The organism is Streptomyces sp. 2P-4, from assembly GCF_030167965.1.
In the GTDB taxonomy this organism is placed as follows: domain Bacteria; phylum Actinomycetota; class Actinomycetes; order Streptomycetales; family Streptomycetaceae; genus Streptomyces; species Streptomyces globosus_A.
The window spans coordinates 5659370-5680642 of record NZ_CP095011.1 but is presented as its reverse complement, the minus strand read 5'-3'; the positions used below and the strand labels follow the sequence as shown (position 1 = coordinate 5680642).

Annotated in this window: 20 protein-coding genes; 10 read left to right on the top strand and 10 right to left on the bottom strand. The window is 74.3% G+C overall.

The window, feature by feature from the left end:
• The first annotated feature begins 340 nt into the window (after positions 1 to 340).
• Complete coding sequence (locus MUK52_RS25210) at positions 341 to 1546, top strand: amino acid deaminase/aldolase (protein WP_114056856.1); 1206 nt, start codon at positions 341 to 343, stop codon at positions 1544 to 1546.
• A gap of 28 nt (positions 1547 to 1574) precedes the next feature.
• Here the strand turns inward: MUK52_RS25210 and MUK52_RS25205 are convergent, their stop codons facing one another.
• From MUK52_RS25205 to MUK52_RS25195, 3 genes are read right to left on the bottom strand one after another with little or no spacing between them, the layout of a single operon-like run.
• On the bottom strand, positions 1575 to 2372 hold the full coding sequence (locus tag MUK52_RS25205; protein WP_284580219.1) for a 3-oxoacyl-ACP reductase: 798 nt from the start codon (positions 2370 to 2372) through the stop codon (positions 1575 to 1577).
• A 4-nt stretch (positions 2373 to 2376) separates the two neighbouring features.
• Positions 2377 to 3741, bottom strand: a complete 1365-nt coding sequence (locus MUK52_RS25200) for an aldehyde dehydrogenase family protein (RefSeq protein WP_284580217.1) — start codon at positions 3739 to 3741, stop codon at positions 2377 to 2379.
• A 55-nt stretch (positions 3742 to 3796) separates the two neighbouring features.
• Entirely contained in the window at positions 3797 to 5161 is a 1365-nt protein-coding gene (locus MUK52_RS25195; protein WP_114056859.1) for a glutamine synthetase family protein, read from the bottom strand.
• A gap of 77 nt (positions 5162 to 5238) precedes the next feature.
• On the opposite strand from MUK52_RS25195, the gene MUK52_RS25190 reads away from it, so the two are divergent.
• From MUK52_RS25190 to MUK52_RS25170, 5 genes are all read left to right on the top strand, one after another.
• Entirely contained in the window at positions 5239 to 5985 is a 747-nt protein-coding gene (locus MUK52_RS25190; RefSeq protein ID WP_114056860.1) for a FadR/GntR family transcriptional regulator, read from the top strand.
• Positions 5986 to 6097: 112 nt separating this feature from the next.
• Positions 6098 to 7573, top strand: coding sequence for an ethanolamine permease (gene eat, locus MUK52_RS25185; RefSeq protein ID WP_284580213.1), 1476 nt, complete (start codon positions 6098 to 6100; stop codon positions 7571 to 7573).
• Between the two features lie 69 nt (positions 7574 to 7642).
• Complete coding sequence (locus MUK52_RS25180) at positions 7643 to 8353, top strand: gamma-glutamyl-gamma-aminobutyrate hydrolase family protein (protein WP_284580211.1); 711 nt, start codon at positions 7643 to 7645, stop codon at positions 8351 to 8353.
• A gap of 68 nt (positions 8354 to 8421) precedes the next feature.
• Positions 8422 to 8622, top strand: a complete 201-nt coding sequence (locus MUK52_RS25175; RefSeq protein ID WP_114056862.1) for a DUF5988 family protein — start codon at positions 8422 to 8424, stop codon at positions 8620 to 8622.
• Between the two features lie 11 nt (positions 8623 to 8633).
• Complete coding sequence (locus tag MUK52_RS25170; RefSeq protein ID WP_114056863.1) at positions 8634 to 8948, top strand: DUF1876 domain-containing protein; 315 nt, start codon at positions 8634 to 8636, stop codon at positions 8946 to 8948.
• Between the two features lie 34 nt (positions 8949 to 8982).
• Here the strand turns inward: MUK52_RS25170 and MUK52_RS25165 are convergent, their stop codons facing one another.
• Positions 8983 to 9906 carry a LysR family transcriptional regulator gene (locus MUK52_RS25165; RefSeq protein WP_114056864.1) on the bottom strand — a complete coding sequence of 308 codons (924 nt, stop codon included), beginning with the start codon at positions 9904 to 9906 and terminating at the stop codon, positions 8983 to 8985.
• 70 nt (positions 9907 to 9976) lie between these two features.
• Between MUK52_RS25165 and MUK52_RS25160 the strand changes: the two genes are divergently transcribed.
• Positions 9977 to 11131, top strand: coding sequence for a TDT family transporter (locus MUK52_RS25160; RefSeq protein WP_284580207.1), 1155 nt, complete (start codon positions 9977 to 9979; stop codon positions 11129 to 11131).
• 18 nt (positions 11132 to 11149) lie between these two features.
• Here MUK52_RS25160 and MUK52_RS25155 read toward each other — a convergent pair whose 3' ends face one another.
• Together MUK52_RS25155 and MUK52_RS25150 are read right to left on the bottom strand one after the other, a co-directional pair.
• Complete coding sequence (locus tag MUK52_RS25155; RefSeq protein WP_284580206.1) at positions 11150 to 11875, bottom strand: helical backbone metal receptor; 726 nt, start codon at positions 11873 to 11875, stop codon at positions 11150 to 11152.
• 6 nt (positions 11876 to 11881) lie between these two features.
• A complete protein-coding gene (locus tag MUK52_RS25150) occupies positions 11882 to 12493 on the bottom strand; it encodes a helix-turn-helix domain-containing protein (RefSeq protein WP_114056867.1) in 612 nt (203 codons plus the stop codon).
• Between the two features lie 251 nt (positions 12494 to 12744).
• Here MUK52_RS25150 and MUK52_RS25145 point away from each other — a divergent pair, with 251 nt between their 5' ends.
• From MUK52_RS25145 to MUK52_RS25135, 3 genes are all read left to right on the top strand, one after another.
• Entirely contained in the window at positions 12745 to 13650 is a 906-nt protein-coding gene (locus MUK52_RS25145) for a 5'-3' exonuclease (RefSeq protein WP_114058824.1), read from the top strand.
• A gap of 49 nt (positions 13651 to 13699) precedes the next feature.
• Positions 13700 to 14533 (top strand): siderophore-interacting protein, encoded by an 834-nt coding sequence (locus tag MUK52_RS25140; protein ID WP_114056868.1) that lies wholly within the window; start codon positions 13700 to 13702, stop codon positions 14531 to 14533.
• Positions 14534 to 14719: 186 nt separating this feature from the next.
• A complete protein-coding gene (locus MUK52_RS25135; protein ID WP_284580203.1) occupies positions 14720 to 15703 on the top strand; it encodes a pseudouridine synthase in 984 nt (327 codons plus the stop codon).
• On the opposite strand, the gene MUK52_RS25130 is transcribed toward MUK52_RS25135, so the two are convergent.
• From MUK52_RS25130 to tatC, 4 genes are all read right to left on the bottom strand, one after another.
• Positions 15700 to 16380, bottom strand: a complete 681-nt coding sequence (locus MUK52_RS25130) for a TetR/AcrR family transcriptional regulator (RefSeq protein WP_284580201.1) — start codon at positions 16378 to 16380, stop codon at positions 15700 to 15702. The genes MUK52_RS25135 and MUK52_RS25130 overlap by 4 nt on opposite strands.
• A 90-nt stretch (positions 16381 to 16470) precedes the next feature.
• A complete protein-coding gene (locus MUK52_RS25125) occupies positions 16471 to 19308 on the bottom strand; it encodes a DEAD/DEAH box helicase (protein WP_114056870.1) in 2838 nt (945 codons plus the stop codon).
• Positions 19309 to 19398: 90 nt separating this feature from the next.
• The gene (locus MUK52_RS25120; protein WP_284580198.1) at positions 19399 to 20286 is read right to left on the bottom strand and encodes a diacylglycerol kinase; all 888 of its coding nucleotides are present in this window, start codon (positions 20284 to 20286) and stop codon (positions 19399 to 19401) included.
• 17 nt (positions 20287 to 20303) lie between these two features.
• Complete coding sequence (gene tatC / locus MUK52_RS25115; protein ID WP_114056872.1) at positions 20304 to 21269, bottom strand: twin-arginine translocase subunit TatC; 966 nt, start codon at positions 21267 to 21269, stop codon at positions 20304 to 20306.
• Positions 21270 to 21273: the final 4 nt, after the last annotated feature.

Sequence of the window (21273 nt, the reverse complement as noted above, 5' to 3'; positions counted from 1 at the left end):
CTCCCGGTATGGGTCCCCCTGGGCGTTGTTCCTGCTGGGGGTGGGGCGACAGTCTTCTGTCGGTGCGGGACGGGGCGGGCAGTCAAGGGTGGCCCGAAGGGCCATCGCGCAGCGACGCGACCAACGGGAGCGCCCTTGACGGCCCGCCCCGGCCCGCGCTGACACTGGACTGGCGGCCCGCCCCCAGCCACCACCCCGACCCCGACCAACCCCCGACACCGCCCCGACCACCACCCCCGCGCACAGCACCACGGCCCCACCCCGATCCCGGCCCCGCCCCTGCCCCTGCCCTCCCCCGCACCCCTACCCCCCGGTATCCCCCCGTGGCAAGCTGCCGCCCATGACACCTACCCCCGGTCTCGATCGGGCTCGGTATGACCGGGCCACCGCGCATCTCGAAGCGCCCTTGGCCATCGTCGATCTCGATGCGTTCGACGCCAACGCCGACGATCTCGTGCGCCGGGCCGGCGGCAAGCCGGTGCGGGTGGCGAGCAAGTCGGTGCGCTGTCGGGCGCTGTTGGAGCGGGTGCTGGCGCGGCCCGGTTTCGCCGGGGTCATGTCGTACACGCTGGCCGAGTCCCTGTGGCTGGCCCGGTCCGGGTTCAGCGACGTGCTGCTGGCCTACCCGTCGGCGGACCGGGCCGGCTTCGCCGAGCTCGCGGGCGATCCGAAGCTGGCTGCGGCCGTGACGGTCATGGTGGACGACGTGGCGCAGCTGGAGCTGATCGATGCCGCTCGCGCGGGCGGCTCGCAGGAGGTGCGGGTCTGTCTGGAGCTGGACACCGGGTTGCGGCTGCTGGGCGGGCGGGTGCGGGTCGGTGCCCGCCGGTCGCCGCTGCGGGAGCCGGCAGCGCTGGCGGAGCTGGCGCGGGCGGTGGCCGCGCGGCCCGGGTTCCGGGTCGTGGGGGTGATGGGGTACGAGGGGCACGTCGCCGGTGTCGGTGACGCGGTGGCGGGGCGGCCGCTGAGGTCGCGGGCGATCCGGCTCATGCAGGCGGCGGCGCGGCGGGAGCTGGCGGTGCGGCGGGCGGAGGCGGTGCGTGCCGTACGGCAGGTCGTGCCGGGGCTGGAGTTCGTCAACGGCGGTGGGACGGGCAGTGTGCAGCAGACGGCCGCGGAGGATGCGGTGACGGAGGTCGCCGCGGGGTCGGGGCTGTACGTGCCGCGGCTGTTCGACAACTACACGTCGTTCCGCGGGCGTCCCGCGGCGCTGTTCGCGCAGCCGGTGGTGCGGCGGCCCGGGGTGGGGGTGGTGACGGTGCTGGGCGGCGGGTATCCGGCGTCGGGGGCGGCGGGTGCGGACCGGCTGCCGGAGCCGTATCTGCCGCGGGGGCTGCGGTACGACCCGTTGGAGGGGGCGGGTGAGGTGCAGACGCCGCTGCTGGGCGCGGCGGCGGACGATCTGCTGATCGGCGACCGGGTGTGGTTCCGGCATGCGAAGGCGGGCGAGCTGTGCGAGCGGTTCGACGTGCTGTACCTGGTGGAGGGGGACCGTGTCGCGTCGGCGGTGCCGACGTACCGGGGCGAGGGCCGCACGTTCCTGTAGCGGCGGCCCCCGCCCCGTGCGTGCCTTCCTACAGCGGCGTGACGTAGGCCCCGGAGATGCCGCCGTCCACCAGGAAGTCGGTGGCGTTGATGAAGGAGGAGTCGTCGCTGGCGAGGAAGGCGACGGCGGCCGCGATCTCCTCGGCTTCGGCGAAGCGGCCGAGCGGGATGTGGACGAGGCGGCGGGCGGCGCGCTCGGGGTCCTTGGCGAACAGCTCCTGCAGCAGCGGGGTGTTGACCGGTCCGGGGCAGAGGGCGTTGACGCGGATGCCTTCGCGGGCGAACTGGACGCCGAGTTCGCGGGACATGGCGAGGACGCCGCCCTTGGAGGCGGTGTAGGAGATCTGGGAGGTGGCGGCGCCCATGACGGCGACGAAGGAGGCGGTGTTGATGATGGAGCCGCGGCCCTGGCGCTGCATGTAGGGCAGGGCCGCCTTGCAGCACAGGTAGACGGAGGTGAGGTTGACGTCCTGGACGCGCTTCCAGGCGTCGAGGCCGGTGGTGAGGATGGAGTCGTCGTCGGGGGGCGAGATGCCGGCGTTGTTGAAGGCGATGTCGACGGAGCCGTAGGTGTCGTAGGCGGTCCTGAAGAGGGCTTCGACGTCTTCGGGGCTGGTGACGTCGACCTTGGCGAAGGTGCCGCCGACTTCTTCGGCGGCGGCCTTGCCGGCGGTTTCGTCGATGTCGCCGCAGACCACGTTGGCGCCTTCGGAGGCGAGGCGGCGGGCGGTGGCGAGGCCGATGCCGCTGCCGGCGCCGGTGACGACGGCGGTGCGGCCGACGAGGCGGCGGCAGACGATCTCTTCGGTGGTCCGGTCGGTGGTCATGGGTTCAGGCCTCCGTGCTGATGAAGACGTTCTTGGTCTCGGTGAATGCGGTGAGGGCGTCGGGGCCGAGCTCCCGGCCGAGGCCGGACTGCTTGTAGCCGCCGAAGGGGGTCCAGTAGCGGACGCTGCTGTGGGAGTTGACGGAGAGGTTGCCGGCGGCGACGGCGCGGGAGACGCGCAGGGCACGGCCGACGTCGCGGGTCCACAGGGAGCCGGAGAGGCCGTACTCGGTGGCGTTGGCGAGGCGGACGGCGTCGTCCTCGTCGTCGAAGGGGAGGACGACGGCGACGGGTCCGAAGACCTCTTCGACGGCGACGGGCGCGGTGGGGTCGGCGCCGGTGACGAGGGTGGGCGGGTACCAGAAGCCGGGCCCGTCGGGTGCGGTGCCGCGGACGGCGGTGAGGTCGTCGGTGACGTAGGACCGTACGCGGTCGAGCTGGGCCTGCGAGATGAGGGGGCCCATCTGGGTCTTCTCGTCGGCGGGGTCGCCGACGGCGACGCCTTCGACGAGGGGGGCGAGGAGGTCGAGGAAGCGGTCGTGGACGGTGCGCTGGACGAGGATGCGGGTGCGGGCGCAGCAGTCCTGGCCGGTGTTGTCGAGGAAGGACATGGGGGCGGCCGCGGCGGCGGCTTCGAGGTCGGCGTCGGCGAAGACGATGTTGGGGCTCTTGCCGCCGAGTTCGAGGGTGACGGGCTTCACCCGGTCGGCGCACTTGGCCATGATCTGCCTGCCGGTACGGGTGGAGCCGGTGAAGACGATCTTCGCGATGCCGGGGTGTCCGACGAGGGCGTCGCCGGCGGTGTCGCCGCGGCCGGGGAGCACCTGGAGGAGGTGTTCGGGGAGCCCGGCTTCGAGGGCGAGTTCGGCGAGGCGCAGGGCGGTGAGGGGGGTGGCCTCGGCGGGCTTGAGGATGACGGCGTTGCCGGCGGCGAGGGCGGGTGCGAGTCCCCAGGCGGCGATCGGCATGGGGAAGTTCCAGGGGGCGATGACGCCGATGACGCCGAGGGGTTCGAGGAAGGTGACGTCGATGCCGCCGGGGACGGGGATCTGGCGGCCGGTGAGCCGTTCGACGCCGCCTGCGGCGTAGTCGAGGAGGTCGCGGACGTTGGCGGCTTCCCAGCGGGCGTTGCCGATGGTGTGTCCGGCTTCGAGGACTTCGAGCCGGGCGAGCTCCTCGTTGTGGGCGTCGACGGCGGCGGCGAAGCGGCGCAGCAGGCGGGCCCGGTCGGCGGGGGCGGCGGCGGCCCAGGTGCGCTGGGCTGCGGCGGCCCGGGTGACGGCGGCGTCGACGTCGTCCCGTGTGGCGGCCGGGACGGTGGCGACGGTTTCGCCGGTGGCCGGGTTGAGGACTTCCAGCGCGTCGGACACGTGGTGCCTTTCGGAGGGGTTTCGGGGGTCGGGGGCGGGGCGTGGCCGGGGCGGGTCAGAGGCGTTCGAAGGAGCGGCGGCGCTCCCAGTCGGTGACGGCGGAGTCGTAGGCGTCGAGTTCGACGCGGGCCATGTTGAGGTAGTGGGCGACGACTTCGGGGCCGAAGGCGGCCTTGGCGATCTCGCTGTTGTCCCAGAGTTCGGCGGCTTCGCGCAGGGTGGTGGGGACGTGGGCGTAGCCGCCGGTGTAGGCGTTGCCGTGGCAGGGGTCGGGGAGTTCGAGGCCGTTCTCGATGCCGTGCAGGCCGGCGGCGACGAGTCCGGCGACGGCGAGGTAGGGGTTGACGTCGCCGCCGGGGAGGCGGTTCTCGAAGCGGGTGGAGCGGCCGTGGCCGACGACGCGGAGGGCGCAGGTGCGGTTGTCGTGGCCCCAGGCGACGGCGGTGGGGGCGAAGGAGCCGGGGCGGAAGCGCTTGTAGGAGTTGATGTTGGGGGCGTAGAGGAGGGAGAAGTCGCGGAGTGCGGCGAGCTGGCCGGCGAGGAAGTGGCGCATGAGGGGGGACATGCCGTCGGGGCTGTCGCCGGCCATGGCGTTGCGGCCCTCGGAGTCGGTGAGGGAGAGGTGGATGTGGCAGGAGTTGCCTTCGCGCGCGTCGAACTTGGCCATGAAGGTGAGCGAGACGCCTTCCTGGGCGGCGATCTCCTTGGCGCCGGTCTTGTAGACGGCGTGCTGGTCGCAGGTGGTGAGCGCCTCGTCGTAGCGGAAGGCGATCTCGTGCTGGCCGAGGTTGCACTCGCCCTTGGCGGATTCGACGGTCAGTCCGGCGCCCTGCATGTCGTTGCGGATGCGGCGGAGGAGGGGCTCGATGCGGCCTGTGCCGAGGACCGAGTAGTCGGTGTTGTACTGGTTGGCGGGGGTCAGCGCGCGGTAGTCGGCGTTCCAGGCCTGTTCGTAGGTGTCCTTGAAGACCATGAACTCCAGCTCGGTGCCGACCATGGCGGTGTAGCCGTGTCCGGCGAGGCGGTCGAGCTGGCGGCGGAGGATCTGGCGGGGGGCGGCCACGACCGGGGTGCCGTCGTTCCATGCGAGGTCGGCGAGGAGGAGGGCGCTGCCGGGGTGCCAGGGGATGCGGCGCAGGGTGGCGGTGTCGGGGCGCATGGCGAAGTCGCCGTAGCCGCGCTCCCAGGAGGACATCTCGTAGCCGTCGACGGTGTTCATGTCGGTGTCGACGGCGAGGAGGTAGTTGCAGCCCTCCGTGCCGTGTTCGAGGACCTCGTCGAGGAAGAACTGTGCGGCGAACCGCTTGCCCTGGAGGCGTCCCTGCATGTCGGGGAAGGCGAGGACGACGGTGTCGATCTCGCCGCTCGCGACGAGGGCGCGGAGCTCCTCGGGGGCGAGCGGCGGCGTGCGGTCTACCACGGGGATCTCTCCTTCGGTGAGCCGAGGGGGCCTAAGGTATTGAACAGAACCATTGCTTGGGAAGGGGAGGGGCCGAGATGGCCGACACGGCGAGCGGGGGCGGCGCGATGGCGCGGCTGAACCCGGTCCTGCGGCAGGTGCGGGCGGGCAGCGGCTTCGAGGAGGCGCTGGAGCAGATCCTGCAGGTGGTGCGGCTGGGCCTGGTGCCGGCCGGGGAGCGGCTGCCGCCGGAGCGGGAGCTGGCGGAGCGGATGGGCATCAGCCGGGTCACACTGCGCGAGGTGCTCAAGGTGCTCCAGGAGCAGGGGCTGGTGGAGGCGCGGCGGGGCCGGTACGGGGGGACGTTCGTCCTGCCGCGCCCGGACACCCCGGTCGGCGGCGGCGAGGACGAGCTGCGCCGGCGCGTCGCGGGGGTCGACCTGGAGGACGTGCTGCGCTTCCGCGAGGTCCTGGAGGTGGGGGCGGCCGGGCTGTGCGCCGCGCAGGGGCTGTCCGAGGAGGAGTCGGAACGGCTGCTGGCGGCGCTGGCGGCGACGCAGGACGCGCCGCTGGCGGACTACCGCCGCCGGGACACGCTCTTCCACCTGGCGCTGTGCGAGCTGGCGGGCTCGCCGACGCTGACGGCGCAGTACGCGGCCGTCCGGGCCGCCGTCAACGACCTGCTGGACTGCATACCCCTGCTGGTGCGGAACCTGGAGCACTCGCAGCAGCAGCACGCCGCCCTGGTGGAGGCGGTCCTGGAGCGGGACGCGGACGCGGCCCGCGAGGTGATGCGGGAGCACTGCTGCGGCACGGCCGCGCTGCTGCGCGGCTTCCTGGCCTGAGGGTGCGCACGCCCGGCCCGGCCCGCCTGTTTTGCGCGGGGGTCTTGCGCATCCCGCACTCCTACGGCAAAGGTACGCGGCACAACCATTGTCCTGGGCAGCGGGAGCGCACATGGCCGAAGACACCGGGGCACGGCTGGACACCGCCGTGCCGCAGACCGCCCGATCCGCCGCCGGGGGCGGCGACGCCTACCTGGAGCGCCGCACGCTGCGCCGCGGCAGCGCCGGCTGGCTGCTGCTGACCGGCCTCGGCGTCGCGTACGTCGTCTCCGGCGACTTCTCCGGCTGGAACATCGGCCTCGCCCAGGGCGGCTTCGGCGGCCTGGCCGCCGCCACGGTCCTGATGGGCGCCATGTACGCCTGCCTGGTCTTCTCCCTGGCCGAGCTGTCGGCCATCCTGCCGACGGCGGGCGGCGGCTACGGCTTCGCCCGGCGCGCCCTCGGCCCCTGGGGCGGCTTCCTGACCGGCACCGCGATCCTCATCGAGTACGTGCTCGCACCCGCCGCGATCTCCATCTTCATCGGCGACTACGTCGAGTCCCTGCACCTCTTCGGCCTGACCTCCGGCTGGCCCGTGTACCTGGCCTGCTTCGCCGTGTTCATCGGCATCCACCTGTGGGGCGTCGGCGAGGCACTGCGCTTCTCCCTCGTCGTCACCGCGGTGGCCGTGACCGCGCTCGTGGTGTTCGCCGTCGGCGCGTTCACCGAGTTCGACGCCTCGCGGCTGGACGACATCGCCGTGGACACCACCGCGTTCGGGGCCAACTCGTGGCTGCCGCTGGGTCTGCTGGGGATCTGGGCGGCGTTCCCGTTCGGGATGTGGTTCTTCCTCGGCGTCGAGGGGGTGCCGCTGGCGGCAGAGGAGGCCAAGGACCCGGTCCGGTCGATGCCGCGGGCGCTGTCGATCTCCATGGGCGTCCTGGTGCTGCTGGCACTGCTCACCTTCCTCGCCTCGACGGGGGCGCGCGGCGCCGACGCGATCAAGGACGCCGGGAACCCGCTGGTGGTGGCCCTGGAGGGCAACCCCGGACTGTCGTGGCTGAAGACGTTCGTCAACTACGCGGGCCTCGCCGGCCTGGTGGCCTCGTTCTTCTCCCTCATCTACGCCGGCTCGCGCCAGCTGTTCGCGCTGTCGCGGGCGGGCTACCTGCCCCGCTTCCTGTCGCTGACCTCCCGGCGCAAGGCCCCCTACCTGGGGCTGCTCATCCCGGGCGCGATCGGCTTCGCGCTGGCCGCGGCGACGGGCGACGGGCCGCGGATGCTGAACATCGCGGTGTTCGGCGCGACGATCTCCTACGCGCTGATGGCCCTGTCCCACATCGTGCTGCGGCGCCGCGAGCCGCACCTGGAGCGCCCGTACCGGACGCCCGGCGGCACGGCGACCTCGGCCACGGCGTTCGTCCTGGCGCTGGCGGCGCTCACGGCCACCTTCCTGGTGGACAGGGACGCCGCCTTCATCGCCCTGGGTGTGTACGCCGTCGCCCTCGCCTACTTCGCGGTCTACAGTCGGCACCACCTGGTGGCCTCCGCGCCGGAGGAGGAGTTCGCCGCGCTGGCCCGCGCAGAGGCCGAGCTGGCCCGGGACTGACCGCCGGTCCCCGGGTACCCCCACTCCCCCGCTCCCCCGTCGACCGACCCGCCACCGGAGGTTGCCCCCGTGCCCAGGCCGCTCATCGGCATCACGACCTACGTCGAGGAATCCGCCCGCTACCGCGTGTGGGACGTCGCCGCGTCCCTCGTGCCCTCCGGCTACTACGAGCTCGTCCAGGCGGCGGGCGGTGCGGCCGTGCTGCTCCCGCCGGACTGCGCCCCGGGGGCCGCGGCGGAGGTGCTGGGCAGGCTGGACGGCCTGGTCGTCGCGGGCGGCCCGGACGTGGACCCGGCCCGCTACGGCGCGCCGCGCGACCCGCGCACGGGCCCGGCCGGGACGGCGCGGGACGAGTGGGAGCTGGCCCTGATCGGGGCGGCCCTCGACGCGGGCGTGCCACTGCTCGGCATCTGCCGCGGCATGCAGGCGCTCAACGTCGCCCTCGGCGGCACCCTGGTCCAGCACATCGACGGACACCTGCACCAGCCGGGCGTCATGTCCTGGCACCCGGTCCGCCCGGTGCCCGGTACGCGCTACGCGGCGCTCGTCCCGGAGGAGGCGGAGGTGCCCACCTACCACCACCAGGCCGTCGACCGGCTGGGCCGGGGCCTGGTCGCGTCGGCGCACGCGGTCGACGGCACGGTCGAGGCGGTCGAACTGCCCGGCCCCGACCGGTGGGTGCTCGGCGTGCAGTGGCATCCGGAGCACGACAAGGACACCCGGGTGGTGGGGGCGCTCGTCGGGGCCGCGGCCGCCCGCACGCCCGTCGAGTCGCGCTGAGCGGCGGCCGGTCCGGCCGCCGCATGCGCCGACGTGCGGGCCGCCCGGCAGGTCGGAAGACTGGAGGCATGACGAACAAGGCTGTGCTGGAAGGCGGGCCGGCGGACCTGTCCGAGCGGGTCGTCGACGCCCCCTCTCCCGGCGAGGACGTGAAGGTCCCGCACCGCGGCGGGTACGAGCACTTCCGGGCCACGGCGCGCCGGCAGGACGGCCCGGAGGGCAGTCTGCCCGTGTTCGAGTGGTGGGAACGGACCGAGATCGCAGAGTGACGGGGCGCGCCATGACACACACCGCGGAATGGACGGTCGGAGTCTCGCTCACGGAGGAGGGCGGGACGACCCGTGCCCGCGCCGTGCTGGACACGGGGACGGCGAAGCTGGTCGGCCGCGGCTCGGCGCGCTGCAACCCGGAGGACGTCGAGGTTCCGGCGATCGGCGACGAGCTCGCGGCGAGCCGGGCCATGCGGGATCTGGCGGGGCAGCTGATGCGGGCCGCCGACCGGGACCTGGCGGCGATGGGCGCCGTACCGGAGCCGCCGCGCACCGGCTACGGGTGGCCGCAGGACGCGGACGACCCGACGCGGCGCGGCCGCTGACGCGCCCCCGGGCCGGTGCGTACGGGCCGGCCGGTCAGGGCCGGACGCGGGTGAGCGACAGCAGGTCCCGGGCCGGGCCGGCCGGGCGGGAGCCGGCGGGCCACACCGCCCGCAGGGCCCGCCCCAGGGCCGCGCCCGTGACGGGGACCTGGACCAGGCGGCGGGCGGCGAGCTCGTCGCCGAGGGCGAGCTCGGACAGGACGCAGGGGCCGGCGCCGCTTACGGCCGCGGCCTTGACGGCGGTCGTCGAGGCCAGTTCCAGCAGCGGCGCGGCGAGCCCGCCGCAGTCGGCCAGCGCCCCGTCGAGCACCTGCCGGGTACCCGAGCCGCGCTCGCGGAGGATGAGCGGGGTCGAGGCCAGTTCGGCCGCCTCCACGCCCTTGGTGCGGCGCGCCCACGGGTGCTCCGGGGCGACGGCGACCACGAGCCGGTCCTCGGCGATCACCGCCGCGTCCAGCCCGTCGGGGACGGTCAGGCCCTCGACGAAGCCGAGGTCCGCGTCGTGAGCGAGGACCCGCCGCGCGACCAGCGCCGAGTTCCCGGCCTGGAGGGAGACGGCCGTGCCGGGCCGCTGCCCGCGCAGGGCGATCAGCCAGCCGGGCAGCAGGTACTCGGCGATGGTCATGCTGGCGGCCACGCGCAGCCGCGAGTCGCGGCGCCCGCGCAGGGCCTGGGCGCCGGCGTCGAAGGCCTCGGCGGCCTCCACCACCCGGCGGGCCCAGTCGGTGACGAGCGCGCCCTCCGCGGTGAGGGTGGAGCCGCGGGGCGAGCGGTCGACGAGGGCGACGCCGAGCCGGGCCTCCATCGCGCGGATCCGGCTGCTGGCGGCGGGCTGCGTGATGCCCATGTGCTTGGCGGCGCCGCTGAGGCTGCCCAGGCGCGCGACGGCGAGCAGCAGCTCCAGCGCGCCCAGGTCCGGCACCCGGTGCACCAGCGGAACCCACTCCTCGTTACCCATAAAGTCAGTTTATGGCCTCATAGGTGTGCGGCCTCTGCCGCCCGGGGCTTTGCCGGGTGAGGCTGGGCCCATGGCCAGCACCACCGTCCCTCCCCGCGCGTCCGCCACCCGCACCGCGCCCGCCGCCGCTCCCGGGGCCCACCCGGCCCGCGCAGCGCGCCGGCCCCTTCCCGCCCTGCGCCACTTCGGCCCCAACTGGTACGCCTGCGTGATGGGCACGGCGATCATTGCCACCGCCGGGGCGGCGCTCCCGCACCAGCTGCCGGGGCAGCGCACGGCATGCGTCGCCGTGTGGGCGCTGTCCGTCGCGGTACTGGCGCTCGTCCTGGCCGCCCGGGCGGGCCACTGGCTGCACCACCGGGACCAGGCGCGCGCCCACCTCCTCGACCCGGCGGTCGCCCCGTTCCACGGCTGCCTGTCGATGGCGCTGCTGGCCGTCGGCGCGGGCACGCTCACCGTCGGGCGGGACGTGCTCGGGGAGCGGGCGGCGCTCGCCGCGGACGCGGTGCTCTTCGGCGCCGGCACGGTGCTCGGCCTGGCCACGGCCGTGGCGGTGCCGTACCTGATGGTGGTGCGGCACGAGGTGCGGGCCTCGCAGGCATCCCCGGTGTGGCTGCTGCCGCTGGTCTCCCCCATGGTGTCCGCGGCGGTCGGCCCCCTGCTGGTACCGCACCTGCCGGCCGGGCAGGCGCGGGAGGCGCTGCTGCTGGGCTGCTTCGCGCTGTTCGGGATGAGTCTGCTGGCGACGCTGCTGGTGCTGCCGCTGCTGTTCGGGCGGCTGCTGGTCGGCGGGCCGCTCCCGGCGGTGCTGACGCCGACCCTGTTCCTGGTGCTGGGGCCGCTGGGGCAGTCCACCACCGCGGCCGGGCAGCTCGCCGACGCGGCCCCGGGGGCGATCGGCGCCCCGTACGCCGGCGCGCTGGCCGGTTTCGCCGTCGTGTACGGAGTCCCCGTGCTCGGTTTCGCGCTGCTGTGGCTGGCGCTGGCCGGTGCGCTGCTGGTGCGGGCGGCCAGGAGGGGGATGGGGTTCGCGATGACCTGGTGGGCGCTGACCTTCCCCGTCGGCACCTGCGTCACCGGCGCGGCCGGACTGGCCCGGCACACGGGGCTGGCCGCGTACGGGTGGCTGGCCTGGGCGCTGTTCCTGTGCCTGGCGGCCGCCTGGCTGGCGGCCGCCGTGCACACGGTGCGCGGCCTGGCGGCGGGCCGCCTCCTCCCCCGCTGACGGCCGGGGCGGGGCGGTTCAGCGGGCCGCGGCCAGCTCCGCGGCCAGGACCCGGGGCGCCTCGGCGAGCGAGGGCCCGTACCAGGTGAGGTGGCGGCCGCTGACGAGCGCGGCCGGGCGGCCGGGGAACGCCTCCGGGCCGTCCTCGCGGGTGAAGGCGTACGGCTCGTCCGGCAGCACCACCAGGTCGCAGCCGGCGGCGGCCCGGTCCGCCGGATCCACCCGCGGGTAGCGCTCGGCGTGCCCGGCGTAGACGTTCTCCACGCCGAGCCGGGCCAGGAGGTCCCCGGCGAAGGTGTCCCGGCCGAGCACCATCCAGGGCCGCCGCCACACCGGTACGACGGCCCTCAGCGGCGCGGCCGGGCGCGGCAGGCCGGCCCATGCCCGCTCCGCCTCGTCGAGCCAGCGGGGCCGGGGCAGTCCGAGCGCCCCCGTCAGGAGCCGGTCCAGTTCGTCCAGCGCCTGCGGCAGCGTGCGCACCTCGGTGACCAGGACGTCGAGGCCCGCGGCGCGCAGGGCGTCGAGGTCGGGGGCCCGGTTCTCCTCCTCGTTGGCGATCACCAGGTCGGGGCGGAGCGCGGTGATCGCGGGGACGTCGGGGTTCTTGGTGCCGCCGATGCGGACCGCACCCCGCCGGTCGAGGCCGGCGGGGTGGGTGCACCAGTCGGTGACGCCGGCGAGCAGGCCGGGTGCGGTGGCCGCGACGGCCTCGGTCAGCGAGGGGACGAGCGAGACGACGCGCACGGCCGGTCAGTGTCCCGGCGAGGGCGGCTCGGAGGAGGCGTGGATGTGCTCCCCGACGGCGACGACGAGTATCCGGGTGTCCTCGGTGACGGCCCTCCAGCGGTGGCGGACGCCGCCGGAGAGGAACAGGGCGTCGCCGCACTCCAGGCGGTAGGCGCGGCCCTCGGCCTCGACCTGGCAGGCGCCGGAGACGACGTACATGAGCTCGTCGTTGCGGTGCTGGTACTCGCGGCCGGCGTCCTGGTCGCCGGTGAACTCCATGGCGTGGAGCTGGTGGTGTCCGCGCACGAGGGGGCGCACGCCGGGGAGCGGGGTCAGCCCGGACTCGTCGCCGGCGCGTACGAGGTCGACGGTGCGCGCCGTGTCGGAGGCCGCGAGCAGTTCGACGGCCGTGGTCTCCAGCGCGTCCGCGACCCGTTCGAGGGAGCGCATGCTGGGGCGGGCCCGTTCGTTCTCTATCTGGCTGAGGAAGGGCACCGACAGTCCGCTGCGCGCCGATACGGCGGCGAGGGTGAGGTGGAGGGCCCGGCGCCGCTTGCGCACGGCCACGCCCACCCGGAGCGGTTCCTTGGCGTCCTTGTCCCGTTCCTTGTCCTCCGAGCCGTCCCTGTCGTCCATGGCGGGGCTGCCCTCCCCTTTGTCAGGTCTGTCGGCGTACGTCGGCGTCCGTCGCACGGGAGTGTGCTGTAAGCACCTTACGCAGCAACCGCCCCCGGTTTCGCGTGCAGGAGCGGACGGGGCTACGCCGCGCGTGAAACCGGTGTTCGCCTCCCGGTCATGCGTGCGTCTCTTTCCGGTCTTTTCCGCCGCAGCCGCGCCCGTCGGCGGGGTGCGGCATGATCGCCGTCATGACGAGCACTCGACGGCTGATGCTGCTGGACACCGCCTCCCTCTACTTCCGCGCCTACTTCGGCGTACCGGAATCCGTGAAGGCCCCGGACGGCACTCCGGTGAACGCCGTGCGCGGGCTGCTGGACTTCATCGGGCGCCTGGTCCAGGACCACCGCCCCGACGATCTCGTGGCCTGTATGGACGCCGACTGGCGGCCGCACTGGCGGGTGGAGCTGATCCCCTCGTACAAGGCGCACCGCGTGGCCGAGGAGACGGCGGCCGGGCCGGATGTCGAGGAGACCCCGGACACGCTGGCGCCGCAGGTCCCGATCATCGAGGCGGCCCTGGACGCCTTCGGGATCGCCCGGGTGGGCGTGCCCGGGTACGAGGCGGACGACGTGATCGGCACGCTCACGGCGCGCGCCACCGGGCCCGTGGACATCGTCACGGGCGACCGGGACCTCTACCAGCTGGTGGACGACGGCCGGCAGCGCCGCGTGCTGTACCCGCTGAAGGGCGTCGGCACCCTCCAGGTCGCCGACGGGGAGTGGCTGCGGGCGAAGTACGGGGTGGACGGCCCCGGGTACGCGGATCTGGCCCTGCTGCGCGGCGACCCGAGCGACGGGCTGCCCGGGGTGCCGGGGATCGGCGAGAAGACGGCGGCGAAGCTGCTGGAGGCGTACGGGGACCTGGCGGGGATCGTCGCGGCGGCGGCCGACCCCGGGTCGAAGCTGACGCCGACGCAGCGCCGGCGGCTGCAGGAGGCCGGCCCGTACCTGGCGGTGGCGCCCAAGGTGGTGCGGGTCGCCACGGACGTGCCGCTGCCCGACTTCGACCCGGCGCTGCCGTCGGAGCCGGCGGAGCCGGAGCTCCTGGACGCGCTGGCGCGGAGGTGGGGTCTGGGCGGGGCGGTGGCGCGCCTGCGTGCGTCCCTGCTTGCCTGAGATGCTAACTTAGGCAATCCTAAGTTTCAGGTGAGTCAGGGGAGACGCCGTGGCAGAAGGACGCGCCCGCGAGGTAGGCACTGCAGTCGTCGTGCGTACCGAGCGGCTCACGCCGCACATGGTGCGGGTGGTTCTGGGTGGCGCCGGACTGGCCCGATTCAGCGCGGGCGAGTTCACGGACCACTACATCAAGCTGCTGTTCGCGCCGGAGGGGGTCACCTACCCGGCGCCGTGGGACCTGCAGCGGATCCGTGCGCAGTTCCCGCCGTCCGCGTGGCCGCGGCAGCGCGCGTACACGGTCCGCAGCTGGGATCCGGCGCACCTGGAGCTGACGATCGACTTCGTCGTCCACGGCGACGAGGGGCTCGCCGGCCCGTGGGCCGCGCAGGCGACGCCGGGCGAGCTGGTCCGCTTCCTCGGCCCCGGCGGCGCGTACGCGCCCGACCCGGCCGCCGACTGGCACCTGCTCGTCGGTGACGACAGCGCCCTGCCCGCCATCGCGGCGGCGATGGAGCGGATGCCGGCCGGCGCCCGCGTCCACGCGCTGGTGGAGGTGGAGGGCCCCGAGGACGAGCAGAGGTTCGCGACCCCCGACGGCATCGTCCCGGTGTGGCTGCACCGCGCCGGGCGCCCGGTCGGCCAGGCCCTGGTCGAGGCGGTGACGTCGATGGACTTCCCCTCCCGCGACGTGCACGCCTTCGTCCACGGCGAGGCCGGCTTCGTCAAGGAGCTGCGGCGCCACCTGCGCCTGGAGCGCGGAATCCCCAAGGAGCGGCTGTCGATCTCCGGGTACTGGCGCCTGGGCGAGACCGACGAGGGCTGGCGCGCGATCAAGCGCGAGTGGAACGCCCGCATCATCGCCGAGCAGGACGCCGCGGCCTGACCCCGGGGCCCGGCCGGCCGACGGGCGGGCCGGGCTGCCGGGCCCCACACCGGGCTCGTGCGCACCAGCCTCGCGCCCGCCGCGGCCGCACCGGTCGCGGCGGCGCCCGGCCCCCTCCCCCGCCCGGTCCGCAGCCGCACGGGCGCCTCGACCCGCCGGTGGCCGAGCGGCCGTAGCCTGGACGCGATGAGAAAGACCCGCATACCGCCCTCCCCGCTCCCCCAGGTCGCCGGCATCGACCCCGTCCGGCTGCGGCTGCCCGCCGACCGCGAGGGCCGCTGGCCCGACCTGGGCAGCTACCTCACCGAGCGGTACGCCGGCACCCGCGGCGCCGCATCCGTGCCCCGGCTGCTGGCCGCCGGCCGGATCCTCGGCGCGGGCGGGCGCGTCCTGCGCGCCGGCGACCCGTACGAGCCGCATTCCTACCTGTGGTTCCACCGGGACATGGACCCCGAGCCGGTGGTGCCGTTCCCGATCGGCGTCGTCCACCGCGACGCGCACCTGCTGGTCGTCGACAAGCCGCACTTCCTGGCGACCACCCCGCGCGGCAGCCACATCGTGCAGACCGCCCTGGCCCGGCTCCGCGCCGAGCTGGACCTGCCCGAGCTGAGCCCGGCGCACCGGCTGGACCGTCTCACCGCGGGACTGGTGATGTTCAGCATCCGCCCGCAGGACCGCGGCGCCTACCAGCAGCTGTTCGCCGAGCGGCGCGTCCGCAAGGAGTACGAGGCCCTCGCCGCCCACGACCCGGCCGTGGAGCTGCCCCGCACGGTCCGCTCCCGCATCGAGAAGGTCCGCGGGGTCATCGGCGCGAGCGAGGTCCCCGGCGAGCCGAACGCCGAGAGCACTGTCGAACTCACCGCCGCCCGCGGCGGGCTCGGCCGCTACCGGCTCACCCCGCACACCGGCCGCACCCACCAGCTGCGGGTCCACATGAACGCCCTGGGCCTGCCGATCCTCGGCGACCCGGTCTACCCCCAGATCACCGACCCGGCACCGGACGACTTCCGCCGCCCCCTGCAACTCCTGGCCCGCACGCTGGCGTTCACCGACCCGGTCACCGGCGCCGTGCACCGCTTCGAGAGCAGCCTGCGCCTCACCGCCTGGGACGACCGCGCCGCATGGGAGGCCGGACCGGGCGGCACCGCCCCGGACGCGGCCTCCGGCTAGAAGGCTGGGACGCCCGCGCACTCCCCCTCGCGCTCCGCACCGGCGATCCGCAGCGCGGCGTCCGCCACGGCCTCCGCGAAGGCCGCCACCGGCCGGGCCGGGTCCGACCGGCGGATCAGCATGGCGCCCTCGACCAGTCCGAAGACGAGGTCCCCCCGCAGGGCCAGGGCCGCCCGGTCCGCTGCGAGTTCGGCGCCTGCCGGAGTCGCGGCGAGCAGCGTGCCGTAGGCCTCGCGCAGCTCCGCGCGCATCCGCCGGAAGCGTGCGAACCGCGATCCGGCCACCTCGGGCAGCAGGTAGAGGGCGCCGAGGTGGTACGGGCCTCCGCACAGCAGCAGCACGTCCGAGCGGCACAGCTCCCACAGCCGCTGCTCGGCGGGCCGGGCGCGGTCCGCGAGGAGCGGCCGGGCCAGCCGCAGCGACGGGGCGACCGTCGACTCCAGCAGTTCGGCGAGGAGTTCCTCCTTGCCGCCGAAGTAGTGGTAGAGCGTGGCCTGGCGCAGCCCGGCCCGCTCGGCCACCGTCCGGGTGGTGGTGGCCGCGTACCCGCGAACGGTGAACAACTCGGCCGCCGCACAGAGGAGTTCCGCGCGCGGCGGCCGTCCCGTCTGTGGTCTCCGCCGGTCGGCGCGCGGCCGGCCGACCCGTCTCGGCCCCTCGCCGATCGCCCTGGTCATGGCTCGATCGTCGCACGGGGCCGTCCGGAAACGATCACGGCAGGAGATGAGATCCCGCCATCGCGTCTTCGGAGGAAGCCCCAAAAGGAGCTAGCCGACCGAGCTGTAGGCCACTACACCGCGCAGGAGTGCGTCGACGGCCTTGCGGGCGTTGCGCGCGACGGTGCTGCCGCCCTGTCCCGCGGGCGGCGCAGCCGCGGCGATCTGCCCGAGGACGTCGATGACCTGCTTGCACCAGCGCACGAAGTCGCCGGCCGGCATGTCGGCCTCGCGCAGCACCTCGTCCAGGCTCCGGTCCGACGCCCACTGGTACGCGGCCCACGCGAAGCCCAGGTCGGGCTCGCGCTGGCCCACGCCCTCCGCCTGGTTGATGCGGTGCTCCTCCTCCAGCGCGTCGAGGCGGCCCCAGATGCGGACCATCTCGCCGAGCGCCGCCTTCGCGGCCCCGCCCGGGACCTTCGGGGCGACCGCGTCGTCGGACTGGCGGGCCTCGAAGACCAGCGCCGAGACGCAGGCGGCCAGCTCCGCCGGGCTCAGGCCCTCCCACACGCCGGCGCGCAGGCACTCGGAGGCGAGCAGGTCGAGTTCGCCGTAGAGCCGGGCCAGGCGCCTGCCGTGCTCGGTCACCTCGTCCTCGCGGAGGTAGTCGAGCTCCGTCAGGAGCGCGTGGATGCGGTCGAAGGTGCGGGCGATGGTGTTCGTCCGGCCCTCGATGCGCCGCTCCAGGGCCTTGGTGTCGCGGGCCAGCCGCAGGTAGCGCTCGGCCCAGCGGGCGTGGTTCTCGCGCTCGTCGCAGCCGTGGCAGGGGTGCGCCCGCAGTGCGGCGCGCAGCCGGGTGATCTCCCGGTCGTCTGCGGCGGCGGAGCGGCCGCGGCGGCTGCGCTCGACGGTGACGTGCCCGGCCTTGGCACGCAGCGCGGACGCCAGGTCCCTGCGGGACTGCGGGGAGCGGGGGTTGAAGGTCCGCGGGATCCGCATCCGGTCGATGGGCTCGACGGGGACGGGGAAGTCGATGGAGGCGAGCCGCTTGACCTGCCGTTCGGCGGTCAGGACGAGCGGGCGCGGCCCTTCGGCGTACTCGTGGCCGCGGTGCCCGTGGACCCGCCCGGCCGGAACGCCCGGGTCGAGGACGAGGGCGAGCCCGGCGAACTTGCCGGTGGGGACGTGGATGACGTCGCCCGGCTTGAGCCGCTCCAGCGAGGACGCCGCCTGTGCGCGGCGCTGGGCTGCGCCCTGCTTGGCGAGTTCCGTCTCGCGGTCCTTCAGGTCGCGGCGCAGCTGCGCGTACTCCTCGAAGTTCCCGAGATGGCAGGTCATGCCCTCGCGGTAGCCGGCGAGGCCCTCCTCGTTGCGCTGGACCTGGCGGGAGATCCCGACGACGGAGCGGTCGGCCTGGAACTGCGCGAAGGAGGTCTCCAGGAGCTCCCGCGAGCGGTGCCGGCCGAACTGCTGCACGAGGTTGACGGCCATGTTGTAGGACGGCTTGAAGCTGGAGCGCAGCGGGTACGTGCGGGTGCCGGCGAGGCCGGCGAGCTGGGCGGGGTCCATGCCGCGCTGCCAGAGCACGACGGCGTGGCCCTCGACGTCGATGCCGCGGCGGCCGGCGCGGCCGGTGAGCTGGGTGTACTCGCCGGGGGTGATGTCGGCGTGCTGCTCGCCGTTCCACTTGACGAGCTTTTCCAGGATGACCGTGCGGGCGGGCATGTTGATGCCGAGGGCGAGGGTCTCGGTGGCGAAGACGGCCTTGACCAGGCCGCGGGTGAAGAGCTCCTCCACGACCTCCTTGAAGGTGGGCAGCATGCCGGCGTGGTGGGCGGCGATGCCGCGCTCCAGGCCTTCGAGCCATTCGTAGTAGCCGAGGACGTGCAGGTCTTCGGCCGGGATGGAGGCGGTCCGCTCCTCGACGAGGGTGCGGACCTTCAGCCGGGCCGCCTCGTCGTTCAGGCGGAGTCCGGCGAAGAGGCACTGCTGGACGGCGGCTTCGCAGCCGGCGCGGCTGAAGATGAAGTTGATGGCGGGGAGCAGCCCGTCGCCGTCGAGGCGGGCGATGACCTCGGGGCGGCCCGGGGTCCAGATGCGGCTGCGGGAGCGCCGTTCGCGTTCGCGGTCGGCCTCGCGGACCATCTTGCCGCGGCGCCGGTCCCGCGGGTTGTAGGTGCGGCTGTTCTCCTCGCGCGCCATGCGGAGCAGGTCGGGGTTGACCTCGCGGCGGGCGGAGCCGCGACCGCCGTGGTCGGTCTCCTCCTCGAAGAGGTCGTAGATGCGGCGGCCGGCCATGACGTGCTGCCACAGCGGGACGGGCCTCTCCTCGGAGACGATCACCTCGGTGTCGCCGCGGACGGTGTCGAGCCAGTCGCCGAACTCCTCCGCGTTGGAGACGGTGGCGGAGAGGGAGACGAGGGTCACCGACTCGGGGAGGTGGATGATGACCTCCTCCCAGACGGCGCCGCGGAACCGGTCGGAGAGGTAGTGGACCTCGTCCATGACGACGTAGCCGAGGCCGAGCAGCGACTGGGAGCCCGCGTACAGCATGTTGCGGAGCACCTCGGTGGTCATGACGACCACGGGCGCTTCGGAGTTGACGCTGTTGTCGCCGGTCAGCAGGCCGACCTTGTCGGCGCCGTAGCGCTTGACGAGGTCCGTGTACTTCTGGTTCGACAGGGCCTTGATCGGCGTCGTGTAGAAGCACTTGCGGCCCTGCCGCAGGGCCAGGTGGACGGCGAACTCGCCGACGATGGTCTTGCCGGACCCGGTGGGGGCGGCGACCAGCACGCCCTTGCCGGCTTCCAGCGCCTTGCAGGCGTCGACCTGGTAGCCGTCCAGGTCGAAGTCGTACAGCTCGCGGAAGGGGGCCAGCGCGGTGGCCTCTTCGGCGGCGCGGATCCGGGCGGCGGCGTACCGCTCGGCGGGTGAGAGTTCCTCGGTCATCTTGTAGTCGAGCCTACCCGTCGCCTCCGACAACAGTCGCGATCTTTATGCCCGCTCCGGGGCCTCCCGCACCCTCGGCGGCGGGCCCGGTCACGCGAGGACGCGGACGGCTCCGGGGACGCAGGCGGCGGTCACGGGCAGCGGGGCGACGGGCTCGCCGTCGGCCCAGGCGGTCAGGCCCGGGGACTCCAGGGTGACCTTGGCCGCGCGGTGCACGGTGACGGCGGGGTGGCCGAGGTGGGTGCCCCGGTAGACCTGGGGGAAGACGGTGAGGAGGGTGGTGCGGCTGCAGTCGCCGACGACCACGACGTCGAAGAGGCCGTCGTCGGGGGCGGCGTCCGCGCAGATCCGCATGCCGCCGCCGTAGGAGGGCCCGTTGCCGACGGCGACGAGGGTGGCCTCGGTCTCCAGGGCGGGGCCGTCGTCGAGGGTGATCCGGTACGGGAACGGCCGGAAGGCGGCGAGCTCGGCCAGCATGGCGAGGTCGTACTTGAAGCGGCCGGCGGGCAGCCGCATCCGGTTGCCGCGGTCGTTGACCCGCGAGTCGAAGCCGGAGCACAGCACGGTGGCGAACCAGGTGCCGGCGGCCCGGCCCAGGTCGATCTCGCGGAAGCGGCTCTCCTTCAGCGCCTCGGCGGCCAGCCGCCCCGCGCGGGCGGGCTCGCGGACGGGGAGCCCGAGGGAGCGGGCGAAGTCGTTGCCGGTCCCGACCGCGACGACGCCGAGCGGGACGAGCGTCCCGGCGAGGGCCTGGAGCGCGAGGGAGACCACCCCGTCGCCGCCGACGGCGACCACCGCGCCGGTGCCGCCGCGAACGGCGGTGCGCAGCCGGGCCAGGGCGTCCCCGGCGTCGGTGCCGACGACCGTGCGGACGTGGAACCCGGCGGACCGGAGCGCGGCGGCGGCCGGCTGCGCGGCGTGCGCGCCCCGGCCGCGCCCCGCGGCCGGGTTGACGAAGAGGGTGATCTCGGCGCTCACCCCGGTGAATGTACCTGTCAGGTCGCGTCGTCGTAACCGTTGACCCGGCGGGTGCCTCCGTCGGCCTGCTCGGGCAGGGCGGCCGGGGCCGGGACCGTTTCGACGGCGCCGATCGGGGCGGGGGTGAGGTCCAGGTCGGCGGCCTCGTCGTCGGAGAGCCCCGCGTCGGGGTCGTTGCGGCGCCGCCTGCGGTCGTTGACCAGGCAGACGCCGAGCGCGAGGAAGTACAGGGCGACGATCGGCGCGGCGAGGGAGAGCATGGTCAGCGGGTCGCCGGTGGGCGTCGCGAACGCGGCGAAGACCGTGATGCCGAGGATCATGCCGCGCCACCAGCCGGCGAGGCGCTTGGCGGTGACGACGCCGGTGAAGTTCAGCAGGATCAGCAGCAGCGGCAGCTCGAAGGCGAGGCCGAAGACGATGACCATGCGGGTGACGAGGTCGAGGTAGTCGTCGACCGGGAGCAGGTTGCGGGCGTGCTCGGGGGTGAAGTCGAGGAGGATCGTCGCGGTCTGCGGGAGCAGGCGGTAGGCGAGGACGGCGCCGGCGCCGAAGAGCGGCGCGCCGACGGCGACGAAGCCCATCGCGTACTTCTTCTCGTGGCTGTGCAGGCCGGGGGCGACGAACGCCCACAGCTGGTAGAGCCAGACCGGGGCGGAGAGGACCACGCCGGCCATGAGGGAGACCTTGAGGGCGATCGAGATGGGGGCGATGAGGCCGTTGACCGTCATGTCGGCGCAGGGGCGGCCGTTGCGCTGCGAGACCACGCCGTTGGTGCAGCCGACGGAGTCCAGCATCGGCTTCAGCAGGAAGTCGATGATGCCCTTGTAGAAGAAGGCCGCCACGATGGTGATCACGAGGATCGCCAGGACCGACTTCAGCAGGCGGTTTCTCAGCTCACGCAGGTGCTCGACCAGCGGCATGCGCCCTTCGGCGTCCTTGTGCTGCTTGCCTTGCTTGTCCTGCTTGCGGGCAGACTTGAGCAACCCA